Source organism: Burkholderia aenigmatica (genome assembly GCF_902499175.1).
Lineage (GTDB): Bacteria > Pseudomonadota > Gammaproteobacteria > Burkholderiales > Burkholderiaceae > Burkholderia > Burkholderia aenigmatica.
In genome coordinates, this window is the sequence record NZ_CABVQC010000109.1 from 1 (window position 1) to 18,501 (window position 18,501).

14 protein-coding genes and 1 pseudogene are annotated in these 18,501 nt (G+C 68.4%); 12 read left to right on the forward strand and 3 right to left on the reverse strand.

What is annotated here, in order from left to right; translation table 11 throughout:
- Positions 1 to 269 precede the first annotated feature (269 nt).
- The 3 genes from BDO18943_RS40750 (at position 270) to tldD (ending at position 6,912) form a co-directional block, all read left to right on the forward strand.
- Positions 270 to 4,469 (forward strand): YhdP family phospholipid transporter, encoded by a 4,200-nt coding sequence (locus tag BDO18943_RS40750; protein ID WP_175026516.1) that lies wholly within the window; start codon positions 270 to 272, stop codon positions 4,467 to 4,469.
- A gap of 63 nt (positions 4,470 to 4,532) precedes the next feature.
- Positions 4,533 to 5,360, forward strand: coding sequence for a carbon-nitrogen hydrolase family protein (locus BDO18943_RS40755; protein WP_175026517.1), 828 nt, complete (start codon positions 4,533 to 4,535; stop codon positions 5,358 to 5,360).
- A gap of 85 nt (positions 5,361 to 5,445) precedes the next feature.
- Positions 5,446 to 6,912: a metalloprotease TldD gene (gene tldD / locus BDO18943_RS40760; RefSeq protein ID WP_059236024.1), complete on the forward strand. Its 1,467-nt coding sequence runs from the start codon at positions 5,446 to 5,448 to the stop codon at positions 6,910 to 6,912.
- Positions 6,913 to 7,022: 110 nt separating this feature from the next.
- Here tldD and BDO18943_RS40765 read toward each other — a convergent pair whose 3' ends face one another.
- Positions 7,023 to 7,310, reverse strand: coding sequence for a hypothetical protein (locus tag BDO18943_RS40765; RefSeq protein ID WP_175026518.1), 288 nt, complete (start codon positions 7,308 to 7,310; stop codon positions 7,023 to 7,025).
- Between BDO18943_RS40765 and aroG the strand changes: the two genes are divergently transcribed.
- From aroG to BDO18943_RS40780, 3 genes and pseudogenes are all read left to right on the forward strand, one after another.
- Entirely contained in the window at positions 7,309 to 8,382 is a 1,074-nt protein-coding gene (gene aroG / locus BDO18943_RS40770; RefSeq protein ID WP_175026519.1) for a 3-deoxy-7-phosphoheptulonate synthase AroG, read from the forward strand. The genes BDO18943_RS40765 and aroG overlap by 2 nt on opposite strands.
- 127 nt (positions 8,383 to 8,509) lie before the next feature.
- A complete protein-coding gene (locus BDO18943_RS40775) occupies positions 8,510 to 8,779 on the forward strand; it encodes a type II toxin-antitoxin system Phd/YefM family antitoxin (protein ID WP_175026520.1) in 270 nt (89 codons plus the stop codon).
- Positions 8,776 to 9,158: pseudogene (locus tag BDO18943_RS40780) on the forward strand (type II toxin-antitoxin system VapC family toxin). The gene BDO18943_RS40775 and the pseudogene BDO18943_RS40780 overlap by 4 nt, the downstream one beginning before the upstream one ends.
- Positions 9,159 to 9,233: 75 nt before the next feature.
- On the opposite strand, the gene hmpA reads toward BDO18943_RS40780, so the two are convergent.
- Both hmpA and BDO18943_RS40790 read right to left on the reverse strand, forming a co-directional pair.
- A complete protein-coding gene (gene hmpA / locus BDO18943_RS40785; protein WP_175026521.1) occupies positions 9,234 to 10,442 on the reverse strand; it encodes an NO-inducible flavohemoprotein in 1,209 nt (402 codons plus the stop codon).
- Positions 10,443 to 10,535: 93 nt separating this feature from the next.
- Positions 10,536 to 11,087, reverse strand: coding sequence for a cob(I)yrinic acid a,c-diamide adenosyltransferase (locus tag BDO18943_RS40790; RefSeq protein ID WP_175026522.1), 552 nt, complete (start codon positions 11,085 to 11,087; stop codon positions 10,536 to 10,538).
- Positions 11,088 to 11,229: 142 nt separating this feature from the next.
- On the opposite strand from BDO18943_RS40790, the gene BDO18943_RS40795 reads away from it, so the two are divergent.
- The 6 genes from BDO18943_RS40795 (at position 11,230) to proC (ending at position 18,360) form a co-directional block, all read left to right on the forward strand.
- Positions 11,230 to 12,639, forward strand: a complete 1,410-nt coding sequence (locus BDO18943_RS40795; protein WP_175026523.1) for an FAD-binding oxidoreductase — start codon at positions 11,230 to 11,232, stop codon at positions 12,637 to 12,639.
- Between the two features lie 41 nt (positions 12,640 to 12,680).
- Entirely contained in the window at positions 12,681 to 14,174 is a 1,494-nt protein-coding gene (locus BDO18943_RS40800) for an FAD-linked oxidase C-terminal domain-containing protein (protein ID WP_043189578.1), read from the forward strand.
- 173 nt (positions 14,175 to 14,347) lie between these two features.
- Positions 14,348 to 15,436 (forward strand): glycolate oxidase subunit GlcE, encoded by a 1,089-nt coding sequence (gene glcE / locus BDO18943_RS40805; protein WP_043189580.1) that lies wholly within the window; start codon positions 14,348 to 14,350, stop codon positions 15,434 to 15,436.
- A 3-nt stretch (positions 15,437 to 15,439) separates the two neighbouring features.
- A complete protein-coding gene (glcF, locus tag BDO18943_RS40810) occupies positions 15,440 to 16,666 on the forward strand; it encodes a glycolate oxidase subunit GlcF (protein WP_043189583.1) in 1,227 nt (408 codons plus the stop codon).
- A gap of 131 nt (positions 16,667 to 16,797) precedes the next feature.
- Positions 16,798 to 17,496: a YggS family pyridoxal phosphate-dependent enzyme gene (locus BDO18943_RS40815; protein ID WP_175026524.1), complete on the forward strand. Its 699-nt coding sequence runs from the start codon at positions 16,798 to 16,800 to the stop codon at positions 17,494 to 17,496.
- Positions 17,497 to 17,547: 51 nt separating this feature from the next.
- Positions 17,548 to 18,360 carry a pyrroline-5-carboxylate reductase gene (gene proC / locus BDO18943_RS40820; RefSeq protein ID WP_175026525.1) on the forward strand — a complete coding sequence of 271 codons (813 nt, stop codon included), beginning with the start codon at positions 17,548 to 17,550 and terminating at the stop codon, positions 18,358 to 18,360.
- Positions 18,361 to 18,501 lie beyond the last annotated feature (141 nt).

Below are 18,501 nucleotides of genomic sequence, written 5' to 3' on the forward strand. Positions count from 1 at the left end.
CGGGAATAGGACGTGCAGATCAGGGCGGAAGCGTCGGTCATCGAGAAGCGGGCCTGGCGGAACGGCCGGCCGGCACGGGAAGCGCATGCGCGCCCCGCCCCCGACCGGCCCATGAACTCGGCGCGGCATCGCGGGGCGCGCGTGCGCCCGTCGCGAAACCGCGCGCCGGAAAGCCCGTGCCGCGCTGCCGCAACGGCCGCCGGCACGAACCCGTGTGATACATTTCAACGTCAGTCTGCAAAACTACCATATCGCCGCCCGTCCGCCGCATGTCCGACCGTCAGGAATCCGCCGTAGCTGCGCCCGAAGCGGGACCTCCGAAGCACGATCATCCGGTCTTGCGTCGCGTGTTCAGGGTGACGCTGGCAGTCGGGATCGGCACCTACTTCGTCGCGTCCGGCGCGTTCCTCGGGCTGCGCTACGTCCTGCTGCCCCGCATCGACGAATTCCGCCCGCGCATCGAGCGCGCGGTGTCCGACAAGCTCCACGCGCAGCTTTCGATCGGCAAGCTTTCCCCGAACTGGTCGGGCATGCAGCCGGGCGTCGAACTCACGAACCTGACGATCCGCGGCCGCGACGGCAAGGTCGCGCTGTCGGTGCCGCATGCGACGGCCGCGCTGTCGTGGATGTCGCTGCTGCGGCTGTCGCCCGCGCTGTCGAGCCTGATCGTCGACCAGCCCGACCTCGTGGTCGCGCGTGCGGCCGACGGCTCGCTGAGCATCGCGGGCGTCGGCGTGGCGACCACCCACGGCGGCAACGACACGTTCGGCACGTGGCTGCTGAAGCAGGAGGCGATCGTGCTGCGCGGCGGCACGCTGCGCTGGCGCGACGCGCAACATGACGCGCCGGAGCTCGTGCTGTCGGGCATCCGGCTCGCGGTGCTCAACAATGGCCGCGTGCACAAGGCCGCGCTGCAGGCGCCCGCGAACGGCACGCTGCTGCTCGGCCCGCTCGATTTCCGCGCGCGCTTCAGGCACAAGCCGCTCGCGCCGGTCGGCAAGCCGTCGAACTGGACGGGCGACGCGTACCTGTCGACGGGTCCCGTCGACCTGCAGACGCTGGCGCGCTACCTCGACATGCCGCTCACGATCCACGCGGGCCGGATCGACAACGCGATCTGGGCCACCTTCAGCGACGGCCACCTGCATTCGGCAGGCGGCGACCTGCAAGGCGCGGACGTCGCGCTGCGCGTGCGTCCGACGCAGCCGCGGCTCGACGTGCCGACGGTCGGCTTCGGCTGGGACATGCAGCTCGATGCCGGGCACGACTACACGCTGCACCTGACGCGCTTCAACGCGGAGCTCGGCCAGCCACCGCTGCCGGACGGCACGCCGCTCGCCCGCTCGCTCGCGCTGTCGACGCTGACGGCCCGCTACCGCGTGCCGACCGCCAGCCAGGGGCAGTTGCTGAGCGTCGTCGGCGATCGCGTCGATCTCGGCATCCTCAGCGAGTTCATCCGCGGTCTGCCACTGCCGGCACGCCTGCGCAACGAGCTGATCAAGATCGACCCGCGCGGGATGGTGTCGAACTATCACATCGAGGTCGAACGCGCGAAGCCCGCGCGGGCCGACCTCGCCGACGAGGAGCGGCGCACGGGCGCCGCACCGATCGTCCGCTACCGTTTCCTCGGCGATCTCCAGGGCATCAGCTTCGCCGCGCAGGAACCGCCGCCCGGCCTGTCGCCGCGCGGCCACCCGCGCGCCGGCTGGCCAGGCATCGAGAATCTGTGGGGCCGCGTCGATGCGAACGAGACAGGCGGCAGCGCGCATTTCGATACGGTCAACGCGGCCGTCACGGTACCCGGCGAATTCGACGAGCCGCGCCTGACGTTCGACCGGTTGCGCGGCAACGCCCGATGGGTGATCACACCGGCGGCGGGCGACAAGCACGCGCGCGTCGACGTGACGCTGCCCGACCTGCTCGTCTCGAACCCCGACGCCGAAATCGCGGTGTCCGGCTCGTACACGAACCCCGGCCACGGCCGCGGCTCGCTCGACCTGCGCGCCGATTTCGCCCGCGCATCGGTGGCGCGCATTCCGCGCTACCTGCCGACCGGGATGTCCGAACACCTGCGCGACTATCTCGGCCACGCGCTGCAGGACGGCCAGGTGACCAAGGGCGCGTCGATCGTCGCGCGCGGCCCGCTCGAAAAATTCCCGTTCGAACACGAGCCGGACGCCGGCGTGTTCCACATCGTCGCGCCGTTCACCGGCGGCCGTTTCGAGCCGACGCCGTACCCGCCGCGCAAGCTCGCGAACGGCACGCCGAGCGTCTGGCCGGCGCTCGACGGGATCGACGGCGTGTTCGAGCTGGCGCAGAACAAGCTGCGCTTCGACATCCACCGCGCGCACTACAAGCGCGTCGCGCTGACGAAGGTCGCGGGCCGCATCGACGATCTCGGCAATCCGACCCACTCGCCGCTGATCATCGACGGCCATGCGCAGGGCCCGCTCGCCGACCTGATCGACTACGCGGACAACAGCTCGCTCGGCACGATGAGCAACCATATCGGCCAGCGGATCGATGCGCAGGGGCCCGCGTCGCTCGCGCTCAAGATCACGATTCCGCAACACGTCGCGCATCCGCACACGCACGTCGAAGGCGCGCTCGCGTTCGGCGGCAATACGCTGACGGCCAGCGGCGTGCCGCCGCTGTCGGCGCTGCGAGGCAGCGTCCGGTTCACCGAGGCCGGCGCGTCGCTGCACGACCTGTCGGGACGCTTCCTCGGCGGCCCGGTGCGCGCGAACGGTAACTTCCAGTCGCACGGCCCGTACACGGTGGACGTGGACGGCCGGCTCGCGCTCGACGCCGCGCGCGGCCTGAACCTGCACGGCCCGGCCGCCGCGCTGCTCGAGCACGTGGTCGGCGACGCGCCCTACAAGGTCGCGGTGCGCGGTGCGCCGGGCCGCCTGCCCGACATCAGCGCGCATTCCGACCTGACCGGCGTCGCTCTGCAGTTCCCGGCGCCGTTCGCGAAGGCAGCCGGCACGCCGATGCCGTTCAGCTTCACGCTACAGCCGGCGCCGCAGGCGGACGGCAAGCGCCTCGAACACGCCGACCTGACGCTCGGCCCCGTGTCCGCGACCTACCTGCTCGACGCGACGCGCGGCCAGCCGCTGCGCGCGGTGCGCGGCGCGATGGGCATCCACCGGATGCCCGACATGCCGCAGGACGGCGTGAGCGCGGCCGTCGACGTCAACGAACTGGACGCCGATGCGTGGCTCGCGCTGGCCCATACGCTGAAACCCGACACGCCGCGCGCGCCGGAGCCGCAGGCTGCGCCGCGCGTCGATTTCGCGAGCTTCGTGCCGAAGCGCTTCGCGTTCCATTTCGGCACGCTGAAGCTGCTCAAGCGCAACTGGGAAAACGTGATCGTCGGCGCGTCGCACATCGACGAGCTCTGGCAGGCGAACATCGCGTCGAACCAGGTGTCGGGCTACCTGTCGTGGGCGCCGGGCGGCGGCCACAACGGCGCGGGCGTGCTGAACGCGCGGCTCGCGAAGCTCGTGGTCCCGGACAGCGCGCAGCACGATCTCGTCGGCCGCGCGATGAACCTGCCGACGCCGACCGACCGTCCGATGCCGTCGATCGACCTGATCGTCGACCAGGTCGTCGCGCGCAACCACGACATCGGCCGCCTCGTCGTCAACGCGCGCAATATCGACGAAGCCGGCACGCCGGTCTGGCAGCTCGACAAGCTGGAGCTGTCGAACCCGGCCGCGAAGCTGACGGCGACCGGCAACTGGCGCACGTCACGCCGTGCGCTTGCCCGCGGCGCCGACGAAAACGACGCGCCGCGCCGCACCGTATTCGACTTCAAGCTCGACATCGACAACGCGGGCGCACTGCTCGACCGCGTCGGCCTGCCCCGCACGCTTGCCGACGGCCATGGCACGGTCACGGGCAAGGTCGGCTGGCGCGGCGGCCCGACCGCACTCGACTTCCCGTCGCTCGGCGGCCAGATTGCGCTCGATCTCGAACACGGCCAGATCCTGAAGGTCGATCCGGGTGCGGCGAAACTCCTCGGCGTGCTGAGCCTGCAGAGCCTCGCGCGCTTCCTGACGCTGAATTTCCGCGACGTGATCGGCAAGGGGCTGCCGTTCGACAAGATCACCGGTACCGGCCAGATCTCGAACGGGATTGCCCGCACCGACGACTTTTCGATGATGACGGGGCCCGCGAACGTCACCGTGCGCGGCGCGGTCGATCTCGGCACCGAGACGCAGGACCTGCATGCGCACGTCGCGCCGAAAATCAGCGCGGGCGCAGCCGCGATCGGGGCGGCCATCATCAACCCGCTGCTCGGCGTCGGCGTGCTGGCCGCGAACTATGCGCTGTCGGAGACGCTGTCGCGCGCGTTCGCGCTCGACTACGCAATCACCGGCTCGTGGGCGCACCCGCACATCGAGCGGGTGCAAGGCGATCAGGGTAAGATGAATCACGGTCCGGCCGATGCGGCGAACCATTGAGCCGCGCGCCGAACCGCGCACGGTGCCGGGCCGCACCCCATTTATGACGCAACCGATCCAGCGATGACCGACCCTACCCGTTCCGCCACGTCCTTCCAGGTCGCCGCGCTGCAGATGGTGAGCACGCCGGACGTCACGCGCAATCTCGCCGAAGCCCGCCGCCTGATTGCGGAAGCTGCTGGCGAAGGCGCGCAGCTCGTGCTGTTGCCCGAGTATTTCTGCTTCATGGGGCACCGCGACACCGACAAGCTCGCGCTCGCCGAACCCTACCGGGACGGCCCGATCCAGCACTTCCTCGCGGACGCCGCGCGTCGCCACGGCATCTGGGTGATCGGCGGCACGCTGCCGCTGAAGGCGCCGGAGCCCGATCGCGTGCTGAACACGACGCTCGTGTTCGATCCGTCCGGCAACGAAGCCGCGCGCTACGACAAGATCCACCTGTTCAACTTCGAAAAAGGCAACGAGTCGTTCGACGAGGCCCGCACGATCCGCGCGGGCGATACGGTCGTCGCGTTCGATGCGCCGTTCGGGCGGGTCGGCCTGTCGGTCTGTTACGATCTCCGCTTTCCGGAGCTGTATCGCAGGATGGGCGACTGCGCGCTGATCGTCGTACCGTCGGCGTTTACGTATACGACGGGCCGCGCACACTGGGAAATGCTGCTGCGCGCGCGGGCCGTCGAAAACCAGTGCTACGTGCTCGCGGCCGCGCAAGGCGGCAAGCACGAGAACGGCCGGCGCACCTGGGGCCACAGCATGCTGATCGACCCGTGGGGCGAGATCGTCGCGGTTCGCGACGTGGGCGCCAGCGTCGTGCTCGGCGCGATCGATCCGCAGCGCATCACCGACGTGCGCCAGAGCCTGCCCGCGTGGCGGCACCGCGTGCTGACCTGAATCCCCCGCGCCGCTTGAAACGCCGCACGGCCAACCCATCTGCCCAGAAGCACCCGACAACTTTTTGAGAAACCCCGATATCCGCATGAACATCATCGAACCCGGCATCCGCAACCTCGCGCTGGCGAAGGACATCCTGCTCACGCCGTATGGCCTCGACGAAAGCCTGCTCACGCGCACGATCGCCGACATCTTCACGCATCGCGTCGACTACGCGGACCTGTACTTCCAGGCGACCCGCAGCGAAGCGTGGAGCCTCGAGGAAGGCATCGTCAAATCGGGCAGCTTCAGCATCGACCAGGGCGTCGGCGTGCGCGCGGTCGCGGGCGACCGCACCGCATTCGCGTACTCGGACGACCTGTCGCCGGAAGCGATCGCACAAGCCGCGGCGGCCACCAAGGCGATCGCGGCGGCCGGCGGCGGCCGCCAGAAAATCAAGGCGGCCACGTCGCTGAAGGGCATCTCGGGCCGCGACCTGTACCTGCCGTCCGATCCGCTCGCGTCGCTCGACGCGACGGCCAAGGTCAAGCTGCTCGAGCGCATCGAACAGATGGCGCGCGGCCGCGACCCGCGCATCACGCAGGTGATGGCAGGCCTCGCCGGCGAATACGACGTCGTGCTGGTCGCGCGCAGCGACGGCGCGCTCGCGGCCGACATCCGCCCGCTCGTGCGCGTGTCGGTCACGGTGATCGCCGAGCAGAACGGCCGCCGCGAGATCGGCTCCGGCGGCGGCGGCGGCCGCTTCGACTACGGCTACTTCACCGACGAAGTGCTGTCGCGCTACGTCGACGACGCCGTGCATGCGGCGCTCGTCAACCTCGACGCCCGTCCCGCGCCGGCCGGTGCGATGACGGTCGTGCTCGGGCCGGGCTGGCCGGGCGTGCTGCTGCACGAGGCGATCGGCCACGGTCTCGAGGGCGACTTCAACCGCAAGGGTTCGTCGGCATTCGCGGGCCGGATCGGCGAGCGGGTCGCCGCGAAGGGCGTGACCGTCGTCGACGACGGCACGCTGCCGAACCGCCGCGGCTCGCTGAACATCGACGACGAAGGCAACCCGACGCAGTGCACGACGCTGATCGAGGACGGCATCCTGAAGGGCTACATCCAGGACACGCTGAACGCGCGCCTGATGAAGATGCCGGTCACGGGCAACGCGCGGCGCGAGTCGTACGCGGCGCTGCCGATGCCGCGCATGACCAACACGTACATGCTGAACGGCGACAAGGATCCGCAGGAAATCATCGCGTCGGTGAAGAACGGCCTGTACGCGGTGAACTTCGGCGGCGGCCAGGTCGACATCACGAACGGCAAGTTCGTGTTCTCGGCGTCCGAGGCGTACATGATCGAGAACGGCAAGATCACCTACCCGGTGAAGGGCGCGACGCTGATCGGCAGCGGCCCCGAATCGCTGAAGGACGTGAGCATGATCGGCAACGACATGTCGCTCGACTCGGGTGTCGGCGTGTGCGGCAAGGAAGGCCAGAGCGTACCGGTCGGCGTCGGCCAGCCGACCCTGCGGATCGACAGGATGACGGTCGGCGGTACGGCATAACCGCATCGCGGCGCAGACATTCCGCGCATTTTGAAGAAAACGCGCGGAATGTCCGCATTTTCGACGTTCCCCGGTTGCCAGCCGCCCGGCGACGGGGTATAAATTCCGAATCAACTTTTTTGACGAACCGAATCTCCGTCATGTCCGCCAAGTTTTACTTTTACTTTTTTTGGTATCTCAGACCGCTGGCGGATCGAGAGGGTTGATGGCGCGTAAAGCGCAACCGAAATTCCCGAAAAAACCGCCGGCGAACCCGGCGGTTTTTTTTCGCCCTTCGCCACCCGGTCGCCGCCGCAGCGGTCCCGCGGCCCCGACCGAAACCACTGAATCGCTTGAATTGATGAATCTGCCGCACGCGCACTGACCGAACGGCGCCCGGAACCAAGGAGAAACAGCATGCCCCCGCACAACACCGACGACGTCCGCATTCGTGAACTCAAGGAACTCACGCCGCCCGCCCACCTGATTCGCGAATTCGCGTGCTCCGAAGCCGCGTCCGAGCTGATCTACAACTCGCGCCAGTCGATGCACCGCATCCTGCACGGGATGGACGACCGGCTGATCGTCGTGATCGGGCCGTGCTCGATCCACGACACGAAGGCGGCGATCGAGTACGCGGGGCGGCTGGCGAAGGAGCGCGAGCGCTTCAAGGGCGAACTGGAAATCGTGATGCGCGTGTACTTCGAAAAGCCGCGCACGACGGTCGGCTGGAAGGGCCTCATCAACGATCCGCACCTCGACAACAGCTTCAAGATCAACGAAGGGTTGCGCACCGCGCGCGAGCTGCTGCTGCAGATCAACGAAATGGGGCTGCCGGCCGCGACCGAATACCTCGACATGATCAGCCCGCAGTACATCGCCGACCTGATCTCGTGGGGCGCGATCGGCGCACGCACCACCGAGTCGCAGGTGCACCGCGAACTCGCGTCGGGGCTGTCGTGCCCGGTCGGCTTCAAGAACGGCACCGACGGCAACGTGAAGATCGCGGTCGACGCGATCAAGGCCGCGTCGCAGCCGCACCATTTCCTGTCGGTGACGAAGGGCGGCCATTCGGCGATCGTGTCGACCGCCGGCAACGAGGACTGCCACGTGATCCTGCGCGGCGGCAAGACGCCGAACTACGACGCGGACAGCGTGAACGCCGCCTGCGCGGACATCGGCAAGGCCGGCCTCGCCGCACGCCTGATGATCGACGCGAGCCACGCGAACAGCTCGAAGAAACACGAGAACCAGATCCCCGTGTGCGCGGACATCGGCCGCCAGGTCGCGGCCGGCGACGCCCGCATCGTCGGCGTGATGATCGAGTCGCACCTCGTCGAGGGCCGCCAGGACCTGAAGGAAGGCTGCGAACTGACCTACGGCCAGAGCATCACCGATGCGTGCATCGCGTGGGACGACAGCGTGAAGGTACTCGAAGGTCTCGCGGAATCGGTCAAGGCACGCCGCGTCGCGCGCGGCAGCGGGAACTGATCGCACACCGAGACAGGCTGACCGCATGGCCCCGCCTGACGGCGGGTTGGCCATGCGGCCAGCCTGCGGTCGTCGTTTCGCTCTGCCAGACTAGCTAACATCATCTAGCTAACCAGGGAGGGTGACCATGCCGACCGTCAACATGCACGATGCCAAGTCGCGGCTCTCAAGCCTCGTTGAAGCGCTTGAACTGGGGCGCGAATCCGAAGTCGTGATCGCCCGAAATGGTCATCCGGTTGCCCGGATCGTTCCTTATACTGCGCCAAAGCGGATCGGCGCAGCCCGTCAGTTGCTTGCCGGGCTGAACATCCCGACAACCGTCGAGGCATTCAATGCCGGCGATGAATCGATCGCTGCAGACTTCGATGCCAACTCGGAACACGGGCTCGCACCGTGAAGCTGCTGCTCGATACGCACATCGCGCTCTGGGCAGCCGAAGGCGCGCCTCACCTTTCGGCGACCGCGACCGCATTGATCGAACATCCCGAAAACACGCTGTACGTCAGCGCCGCGTCCACCTGGGAAATCGCGATCAAGTATCGCAAAGGCAATCTGCCCGTCCATCCGCGCGTTCGGCGTTCCGGCTCGCTGGTTTTGCGGAATTGCCGATCAGCGGCGATCACATCGAAGGGGTCGCCGCATTGCCTGATTTTCCGGATCATGCCGATCCGTTCGACCGCGTGATGGTCGCGCAGGCCCTCCATGAAGGCATGCCGCTCGTCAGCGCCGATCCCAAGGTGTGGCGCTATCACGCCACGCTGATGCTGCGTGCCTGACGCGCTGCCTGCCACAAAATCAAAGCCCGGCTCGCGCCGGGCTTTTTCATTGGTCGCAGACCTTGCGGGTACGCGTCACTCGAGCGCGCCCGAACCGAAGATTTCGGTGTTCACGCGCTCCGACGCCACACCGAGTGCGATCAGCGCGTCACGCTGCGCCTTCATGAACGCGATCGGGCCGCAGATGTAGTAGTCGGCATCCGGCACCAGCGCGAATTCCTTCACGCGCTCCGGCGTGAGACGGCCTTCGAGGTCGTAGTCGACGCCGACGCGATCGTTCGGGCCGACCTGCTCGTACAGCACCGTGCGCTTCACGTTCGCATTCGCCCGCACCGTGTCGTTCAGCCAGTCGCGGAACGCGTGCACCGCGCCCGAACGGCATGCATGGACGAACCGCACGTCGCGCTTGCTGCCTTCCGCGACCAGCGTCGACGCCATCGACATCATCGGCGTAATGCCGACGCCGCCCGAGATCAGCACGACCGGCGTCTCGACGCCACGCTTCAGCGAGAATTCGCCCATCGGCGCGGTCACCTCGACGATCGCACCCTCCTCGACGCCGTCGTGCATCAGCGTCGACACCTTGCCGGCCGGAATGACTTCCGGCTTGCCGGCTTCGCGCTTCACCGAGATGCGCAGCCACTTGCCGTTCGGCGCGTCGGACAGGCTGTACTGGCGCGGCTGGTCAACACCGAGGTCGCCGACGAAGCGCTTCACCGTGATGTACTGGCCCGGTTCGAACGTCGGTGCCGCGCCGCCGTCCGCCGGCGTCAGGTAGAACGACGTGATCTCGTCGCTCTCGCGCACCTTGCGCTCGACCTTGAACGGGCGGAACCCGCTCCATGCGGCGCCTGCATACAGGTCGGCCTCGGCGCCGATCAGGATCTGAGCGAGCTGGCCGTACGCGACGCGCCATGCTTCGAGCGTGTCGGCGTCGACTGCATCGCCGAGCACCTCGACGATCGACGCGAGCAGGTTCTCGCCGACGATCGGGTAATGCTCGGGGCGGATGTTCAGGCTCGCGTGCTTGTGCGCAATGTGCGACACGGCGCCGCCCAGCGCGCCGAGGTTGTCGATGTTCGCCGCATACGCATAGACGGCCTTCGCGAGCGTCTCCGGCTGGCTGCCGGTCTTCTGGTGCGTCTGGTTGAACAGGTTCTTCAGTTCCGGATGGCGCGCGAACATGCGCTGGTAGAAGTGCTTCGTGATCGTCGCACCGTGCACGGCGAGGACAGGGGCAGTGGCCTTCACGCGAGCCATCTGGTCAGCGGTAATGGGGGTCATGTTCGTTCTCCGTTAAACATGTAGATACGATACATCTTTAAAATTGCCCGTCCCTCGGGCAAATTGTCGCAGTGCGGCAATCCTTGCGCGGCGTCAGCGGACGCGGCCGCGCTCCCACAGCACGTCCGCCCCGCCGTCGGTGCGGTTCAGCACGCGCGCCAGCACGAACAGCAGATCCGACAGCCGGTTCACGTAACGCCGCGGTGCATCATTGAGCGCGTCGTTGCGCCCGAGCGCGACGATCGAGCGCTCCGCACGGCGGCACACCACCCGGCACACGTGCGCGAGCGACGCCGCGCGGGAGCCGGCCGGCAGGATGAACTCCTTCAGCGGCGGCAGCGTCCCGTTGTAATCGGCGAGCCAGCGGTCGAGGCGCGCGAGGTGCGTGTCGTCAATCACCGTGTGGCCGGGGATGCACAGCTCGCCGCCAAGGTCGAACAGGTCGTGCTGGATCGTGACGAGCGCCGTGCGCACGTCGTCGGGCAGCGGCTCGGCGAGCAGCACGCCGAGGTTCGAATTCAGTTCGTCGACGTCGCCGATCGCGGCGATCCGCACATCGTCCTTGCCGATGCGCCGTCCGTCGCCGAGGCCGGTGGTGCCATCGTCGCCGGTGCGCGTGGCGATCTTGCTCAAGCGGTTGCCCATGCGAATGTCCTCTGGTGCGCGGCCGCCGTGCGGCCACGGGTTGCCGTGGAACGCGATTATCGCAGCCCGCGGCGGGGGCCGCAGCAGGCGTTCCAGCGTAGAATGGGCCGAAAGTTTGACAAGCAGTCGTCAGGAGACATTCGTGAATCACCCCGCCCCGCCGGCCGCCACGCGCCGTCCCCTTCCCCCTGCCATGCTCGATGCGCTGCGCGCCGCCTTCGGCGAGCGCGTGTCGACCGCCGACGCCGTCCGCGCCCATCACGGCCGCGACGAATCGCCGTTCGACCCGCAACTGCCCGACGCCGTCGTGTTCGCGCACAGCACGGACGACGTGCGCGAAGTCGTGTCGCTGTGCGCGCTGTACAGCGTACCGCTGATCCCGTACGGCGCCGGCTCGTCGCTCGAAGGTCACCTGCTCGCGGTGCGCGGCGGCGTATCGCTCGACCTGTCGGAAATGAACCGCGTGCTGTCGATCAACGCCGAAGACCTGACCGTGACGGTCGAGCCGGGCATCACGCGCAAGGCGCTCAACGAAGCGCTGCGCGACACCGGCCTGTTCTTCCCGATCGACCCGGGCGCCGACGCCAGCATCGGCGGGATGACTGCGACCCGCGCGTCGGGCACCAACGCCGTGCGCTACGGCACGATGCGCGAGAACGTGCTCGGCCTGACCGCCGTGCTCGCCGACGGCCGCGTGGTGAAAACCGGCTCGCGCGCCCGCAAGTCGTCGGCCGGCTACGACCTCACGCGCCTGTTCGTCGGCTCCGAAGGCACGCTCGGCGTGATCACCGAGATCACGCTGCGCCTGCATCCGCTGCCCGAGGCCGTGTCGGCCGCGATCTGCACGTTCCCGTCGATGAGCGACGCAGTGCGCACCGTGATCGAGACGATCCAGATCGGCGTGCCGATCGCGCGCGTCGAGTTCGTCGACGCGCTTGCCGTGCGCTCGATCAACCGCCATTCGAACCTGACGCTCACCGAAGCGCCGACGCTGTTCTTCGAATTCCACGGCACCGAGGCCGGCGTGAAGGAACAGGCCGAACTCGTGCAGACGCTCGCGGGCCAAAACAACGGCCAGGGCTTCGAATGGGCAACCCGCCCCGAAGACCGCAGCCGCCTCTGGGCCGCCCGCCACAACGCGTATTTCGCGATGCTGCAGTTGAAACCCGGTTGCCGCGCGGTGACGACCGACGTCTGCGTGCCGATCTCGCAGCTCGCCGCGTGCGTCGAGGAAACCGAAGTCGACCTGCGCGCGTCGTCGCTGCCCTGCCCGATCGTCGGCCACGTCGGCGACGGCAATTTCCACGTCGCGATCCTGATCGACCCCGACAAGCCGGAGGAAATCGCCGAAGCCGAGCTCATCAACGACCGGATCGTCGAGCGCGCGCTGCGCCTCGGCGGCACCTGCACGGGCGAGCACGGCGTCGGGCTGCACAAGATGCGCTTCCTGCCGAAGGAGCACGGCGACAACGCGATCGACACGATGCGTGCGATCAAGCTCGCGCTCGACCCGCGCAACCTGATGAATCCGGGCAAGATTTTCACGTGCTGAGACGGCGTCGCGACACCGCGCCGCCTGCTGCAGGAGACCCCATGAACGCTCCCGTCGAACTGTCGAGCGCGGCACGCGCGCAGCGCCAGCGCGAAGTCGTGCAGGCGCTGATGGCCGTGCTGCCGACGCACTGCCTGCTGTACCGCGACGAAGACACGGCACCGTACGAATGCGACGGCCTGTCCGCGTACCGCCGCCTGCCGCTCGCGGTCGCGCTGCCCGAAACGGAGTCGCAGGTGCAGCGGATCGTGCAGATCTGCCGCCGCATGGAAGTGCCGATCGTGCCGCGCGGCGCGGGCACGAGCCTGTCGGGCGGCGCACTGCCGATCGCGCTCGGCGTCGTGCTGTCGCTTGCGCGCTTCACGCGCATCGTCGAAGTCGATCCTTACGCGCGCACGGCGACCGTGCAACCCGGCGTGCGCAACCTCGCGATCTCGGAAGCTGCCGCGCCGTACGGCCTGTATTACGCGCCCGATCCGTCGTCGCAGATCGCGTGCACGATCGGCGGCAACGTCGCGGAAAATTCCGGCGGCGTGCACTGCCTGAAATACGGTCTGACCGTTCACAACGTGATGCGCGTGCGCGCGGTGACGATCGACGGCGAGATCGTCGAGTTCGGCTCGCTCGCGCTCGACATGCCGGGCCTCGACCTGCTCGCCGTGATGATCGGCAGCGAAGGGATGTTCGCGATCGTCACCGAGGTCACGGTGAGGCTGATCCCGAAGCCGCAAACGGCCCAGCTCGTGATGGCGAGCTTCGACGACGTGGTCAAGGGCGGCGAGGCCGTCGCGGCGATCATCGCGTCGGGGATCATCCCGGCCGGGCTCGAAATGATGGACAAGCCGGCCACGCAGGCCGTCGAGGCGTTCACGCACGCGGGCTACGACCTCGACGCGAAGGCGATCCTGCTGTGCGAATCGGACGGCACGCCGGAAGAAGTCGCGGAAGAGATCGTGCGGATGACGGCCGTGCTGCGCGAGCATGGCGCGACGCGCATCCAGGTATCGCGCAACGAACACGAGCGGCTGCGCTTCTGGTCGGGCCGCAAGAACGCGTTCCCGGCCGCCGGCCGGATTTCCGCCGACTATTACTGCATGGACGGCACCGTGCCGCGCCGTGCGATCGGCCCGCTGCTCGCACGCATCGAGCAGCTCGAAACGCGCTACGGGCTGCGCTGCATCAACGTGTTCCACGCGGGCGACGGCAACATGCATCCGCTGATCCTCTACAACGCGAACGATCCGGACGAGTTGCACCGCGCCGAGCAGTTCGGCGCGGAAATCCTCGAATGCTGCGTGGAATTCGGCGGCAGCGTGACGGGCGAGCACGGCGTCGGCATCGAGAAGCTCAATTCGATGTGCGTACAGTTCTCGCCGCAGGAGCGCGATGCGTTCTTCGCGGTCAAGCGCGCGTTCGATCCGGCCGGGCTGCTGAACCCGGACAAGGGCATCCCGACCCGTGCGCGCTGCGCCGAGTACGGTCGCCAGCACGTGCGCGGCGGGCTGCTGCCGCACCCCGACCTGCCGCGTTTCTGAGCATGGCGCGCGGTACGCTGGCCCGGGCCGGCGGCCGGGTCGCGGCGGACGGCCACGTTCGCGCGGCGGCGCAAGCATGCGGTCTGCGATACGGGGCTTAGGGATAGTCGCGATGTGGATTCGCGCCACCCCGGTACAATCGACCGAACAACAAGTCGAGGCAGCAACAGAACATGGAAGAGGACGACATCGTCGCCGGATGGGCCGAGCGCGTCCGCGCCGCCAGTGCCGACGGCCGGCCGCTGCGGATTCGCGGCGGCGGCACCAAGGACTGGTACGGCCAGGCGCTCGAGGGCGAAATACTCGACACGCGCGCGTTTCAGGGCGTCGTGTCGTACGACCCGGCCGAACTCGTCGTCACGGTCCGCGCGGGCACGCCGCTCGCGCAGCTTGAAACCGTCCTCGCCGAGTGCGGCCAGATGCTGCCGTTCGAGCCGCCGCACTTCGGCCGCGCGGCCACCGTCGGCGGCTGCGTCGCGGCCGGTCTCGCGGGCCCGCGGCGCGCTACCTGCGGCGCGCCGCGCGATTTCGTGCTCGGCGTCACGCTGATGAACGGCCGCGGCGAAATGCTGCGCTTCGGCGGGCAGGTCGTGAAGAACGTCGCCGGCTACGACGTGTCGCGGCTGATGGCCGGCGCGCTCGGCACGCTCGGGCTGATGCTCGACCTGTCGATCAAGGTGCTGCCGATGCCCGTCGCCGAAGTCACGCTGAAGTTCGAGATGACCGCGACCGACGCGGTACGCAAGCTCAACGAATGGGGCGGCCATCCGCTGCCCGTCAGCGCGAGCGGGTGGCGCAACGGCACGCTCGTGCTGCGCCTGTCGGGCGCCGAGGCAGCCGTGAAATCCGCAAAGACGCAGCTCGGCGGCGAAGTCGTCGACGCGGTCGAGGCCGAGCGTTTCTGGGCCGGCCTGCGCGAGCATACCGACCCGTTCTTCAACGGCATCCCGCCCGGCTATGCACTGTGGCGCCTCGCACTGCCGTCGATCACCGAACCGATGCACCTGCCGGGCACCCAGTTGATGGAATGGGGTGGCGCGCAGCGCTGGTGGATCACCGACGCCGATGCACAGACCGTGCGGATGAGCGCAAAGCAGGCCGGCGGCCACGCGACGCTGTTCCGCGCGGGCGACGCGTACGACCGCAGCGCGGGCGTGTTCACGCCGCTCCCCGCCCCGATGATGAAAATTCACCGCGGGCTGAAGGCCGCGTTCGATCCCGCGCGCATCTTCAACCGCGGCCGGCTCTACCCGGATCTCTGAGCGATGCAAACGAACCTCGCCGATTTCATCCGCAATACGCCCGACGGCGACGAGGCCGACGCGATATTGCGCAAGTGCGTGCATTGCGGATTCTGTACCGCGACCTGCCCGACCTACCAGTTGCTCGGCGACGAACTCGACGGCCCGCGCGGCCGGATCTACCTGATCAAGCAGATGGTCGAAGGCGCGCCCGTCACGCGCAGCACGCAGCAGCACCTCGACCGCTGCCTCACGTGCCGCAGCTGCGAGACGACCTGCCCGTCCGGCGTCCAGTACGGCCGGCTCGTGGAGATCGGCCGCAAGCACGTCGAGGCGCAGGTGAAGCGCCCGGTGCAGCAGCGGCTCGTGCGCCGCCTGCTCGCGAGCCTCGTGCCGAACGAGGCGTTGTTCTCGCCAGTGATGCGACTCGGCCAGCACGTGCGGCCGCTGCTGCCGAAGCGGCTGCGCGACAAGGTGCCGCCGCGCACGCGGCTGCTCGAATGGCCGCACCTCACGCATACGCGCAAGATGCTGATGCTCGGCGGCTGCGTGCAGCCGTCGATGCTGCCGAACATCAACATCGCGACCGCGCGTGTGCTCGACGCGCTCGGCATCGAAACGGTCGTCGCGCCCGATGCGGGCTGCTGCGGCGCGATCCGCCTGCACCTGAACTATCACGACGAAGCGCTCGACGACGCACGCCGCAACATCGACGCATGGTGGCCCCATGTCGAACAGGGCGTCGAGGCGATCGTGATGAACGCGTCGGGCTGCGGCGCGACGGTGCTCGAATACGCGCACCTGCTGCGCGACGACCCGGCCTACGCGGAGAAGGCGCAGCGCATCGTGTCGCTCACGCGCGACATCTCGGATGTGCTGCTCGCGTTCGAGGCCGAGCTCGCGACGCTCGCGCGACGCCGCGCGATCCATACGGTCGCGTACCACCCGCCGTGCACGCTGCAGCACGGCCAGCAGTCGCGCGGCAAGGTCGAACGCCTGCTCGAGACGCTCGGCATCGACGTGCGGCTGCCGGCCGACAGCCATCTCTGCTGCGGCTCGGCCGGCACCTATTCGCTGACGCAGCCGTCGCTGTCGTACCGCTTGCGCAAGCAGAAGCTGCTGAAGCTGCAGGCGCTCGAACCGCAGATGATCGTCTCCGGCAACGTCGGCTGCATCGCGCACCTGCAGAGCGGCACGCAGATTCCGGTCGCCCACTGGATCCAGCTCGTCGAGCATCTGCTGTACGGCTAGGGCCGGTTCATGCGAATGACGGATGGGCGCTGGGCCTCGCGCGCGGCGTCCGTATAATGGGCGGATCGATGCGTCGCGTGCCGCGGCGCATCCGCTCCATGCCCGCTTCCGTGCCTGCTTTCGTGTCCGTCATGTCCGATCTCGCCGCCCGTCTCGAATCCGTTCATCACCGCATCGCCGACGCCGCCCGCGCGGCCGGCCGCGATCCCGCCTCCGTGTCGCTGCTCGCCGTGTCCAAAACGTTTCCCGCCGACGACGTGCGCGCCGCGCATGCGGCCGGGCAGCGCGCCTTCGGCGAAAACTACGTGCAGGAATCGATCGACAAGATCGACGCGCTCGCCGACCTGCGCGCCAGCCTCGAATGGCATTTCATCGGGCCGCTGCAATCGAACAAGACGCGCCCGGTGGCCGAACGCTTCGACTGGGTCCATTCGGTCGACCGGCTGAAGATCGCGCAGCGCCTGTCGGAACAACGCCCCGCGCACCTGCCGCCGCTCAACGTGTGCGTGCAGGTGAACATCAGCGGCGAGGCGTCGAAGAGCGGCGTCGCGCCGGCCGACGTGGCCGAGGTCGCGCGCGCGGTCGCGGCGCTGCCGTCGCTGCGGCTGCGCGGCCTGATGGCGATTCCCGAACCGGCCGGCGACACCGAAGCGCAACGCGCGCCGCATCGCGCGCTGCGCATACTGTTCGACGCGTTACGCGCCGACGGCCTGCCGCTCGACACGCTGTCGATGGGCATGTCCGCCGATCTCGATGCGGCCGTGCTCGAAGGCGCGACGATCGTGCGCGTCGGCACCGCGATCTTCGGCGCGCGCGATTACTCGCACTGAACACCGCACCCTTTACGCCCTACTGTTCACTCACTCGCTCAATCGGACATCATGAAAATCGCATTCATCGGCGGCGGCAACATGGCCGCGGCCCTGATCGGCGGCCTGATCAAGCGCGGCGTTGCCGCTGACGGCCTGTATGCCATCGACGTCAACGACGAGGTGCGCGCGCGCGCCGCGCAGCAGTTCGGCGTGCGCACCGGCGCGGCCATCGACGCGACGCTCGCCGACTACGACGCGGTCGTGCTCGCAGTGAAGCCGCAGGTGCTGAAGGACGTCGCGCAGGCGCTCGCGCCGCACCTGAAGTCGCAGCTCGTGATCAGCATCGCAGCCGGCATCCGCGGCAGCGATCTGGCGCGCTGGCTCGGCGACTACCCGCGCGTCGTGCGCACGATGCCGAACACACCCGCGCTCGTCGGCATGGGCGTGACGGGCCTCGCCGCGCTGCCTGGCGTCGATGCGGCGGGCCGCGAACTCGCGTCGAACGTGCTTGGCGCGGTCGGCGAGATCGTGTGGTTCGACGACGAGTCGAAGCTCGACGCCGTTACGGCCATTTCGGGCAGCGGCCCGGCCTACGTGTTCTATTTCATCGAAGCGCTACAGGAAGCCGCGCGCCAGCTCGGCATGAACGACGAACAGGGTCGTGCTCTCGCGGTCGCGACGTTCACGGGTGCCGCGCAACTCGCTGCGCAATCGGGCGAGCCTGCGAGCGTGCTGCGCGAACGCGTGACGTCGAAGGGCGGCACGACAGCCGCCGCGCTCGCGTCGTTCGACGCGCAAGGCGTGAAGGACGCGATCGTGCGCGGTGCGCTCGCGGCCGAAGCGCGCGCGAAGGAAATGGGCGACGAGCTCGGTCGCGCGTAAGCGCACCGGCGGTACCGGCCCGGTGCTTTCTGCGCCGCATGGGCCGTCCCTCTGCCTTGCTCGATGTCAAGTCCTGGAATAGGTTGACAGTATCCAGACGCTAGAACGCCCGATGCACCGCATCGGGCGTTTTGTATTTCA

Bases quoted from the DNA above. Each gene is read 5' to 3' on its own strand.
- BDO18943_RS40750 (WP_175026516.1), top strand. From the start codon at position 270: ATGTCCGACCGTCAGGAATCCGCCGTAGCTGCGCCCGAAGCGGGACCT.
- BDO18943_RS40755 (WP_175026517.1), top strand. From the start codon at position 4,533: ATGACCGACCCTACCCGTTCCGCCACGTCCTTCCAGGTCGCCGCGCTG.
- tldD (WP_059236024.1), top strand. From the start codon at position 5,446: ATGAACATCATCGAACCCGGCATCCGCAACCTCGCGCTGGCGAAGGAC.
- aroG (WP_175026519.1), top strand. From the start codon at position 7,309: ATGCCCCCGCACAACACCGACGACGTCCGCATTCGTGAACTCAAGGAA.
- BDO18943_RS40765 (WP_175026518.1), bottom strand. From the start codon at position 7,310: ATGCTGTTTCTCCTTGGTTCCGGGCGCCGTTCGGTCAGTGCGCGTGCG.
- BDO18943_RS40775 (WP_175026520.1), top strand. From the start codon at position 8,510: ATGCCGACCGTCAACATGCACGATGCCAAGTCGCGGCTCTCAAGCCTC.
- hmpA (WP_175026521.1), bottom strand. From the start codon at position 10,442: ATGACCCCCATTACCGCTGACCAGATGGCTCGCGTGAAGGCCACTGCC.
- BDO18943_RS40790 (WP_175026522.1), bottom strand. From the start codon at position 11,087: ATGGGCAACCGCTTGAGCAAGATCGCCACGCGCACCGGCGACGATGGC.
- BDO18943_RS40800 (WP_043189578.1), top strand. From the start codon at position 12,681: ATGAACGCTCCCGTCGAACTGTCGAGCGCGGCACGCGCGCAGCGCCAG.
- glcE (WP_043189580.1), top strand. From the start codon at position 14,348: ATGGAAGAGGACGACATCGTCGCCGGATGGGCCGAGCGCGTCCGCGCC.
- glcF (WP_043189583.1), top strand. From the start codon at position 15,440: ATGCAAACGAACCTCGCCGATTTCATCCGCAATACGCCCGACGGCGAC.
- BDO18943_RS40815 (WP_175026524.1), top strand. From the start codon at position 16,798: ATGTCCGATCTCGCCGCCCGTCTCGAATCCGTTCATCACCGCATCGCC.
- proC (WP_175026525.1), top strand. From the start codon at position 17,548: ATGAAAATCGCATTCATCGGCGGCGGCAACATGGCCGCGGCCCTGATC.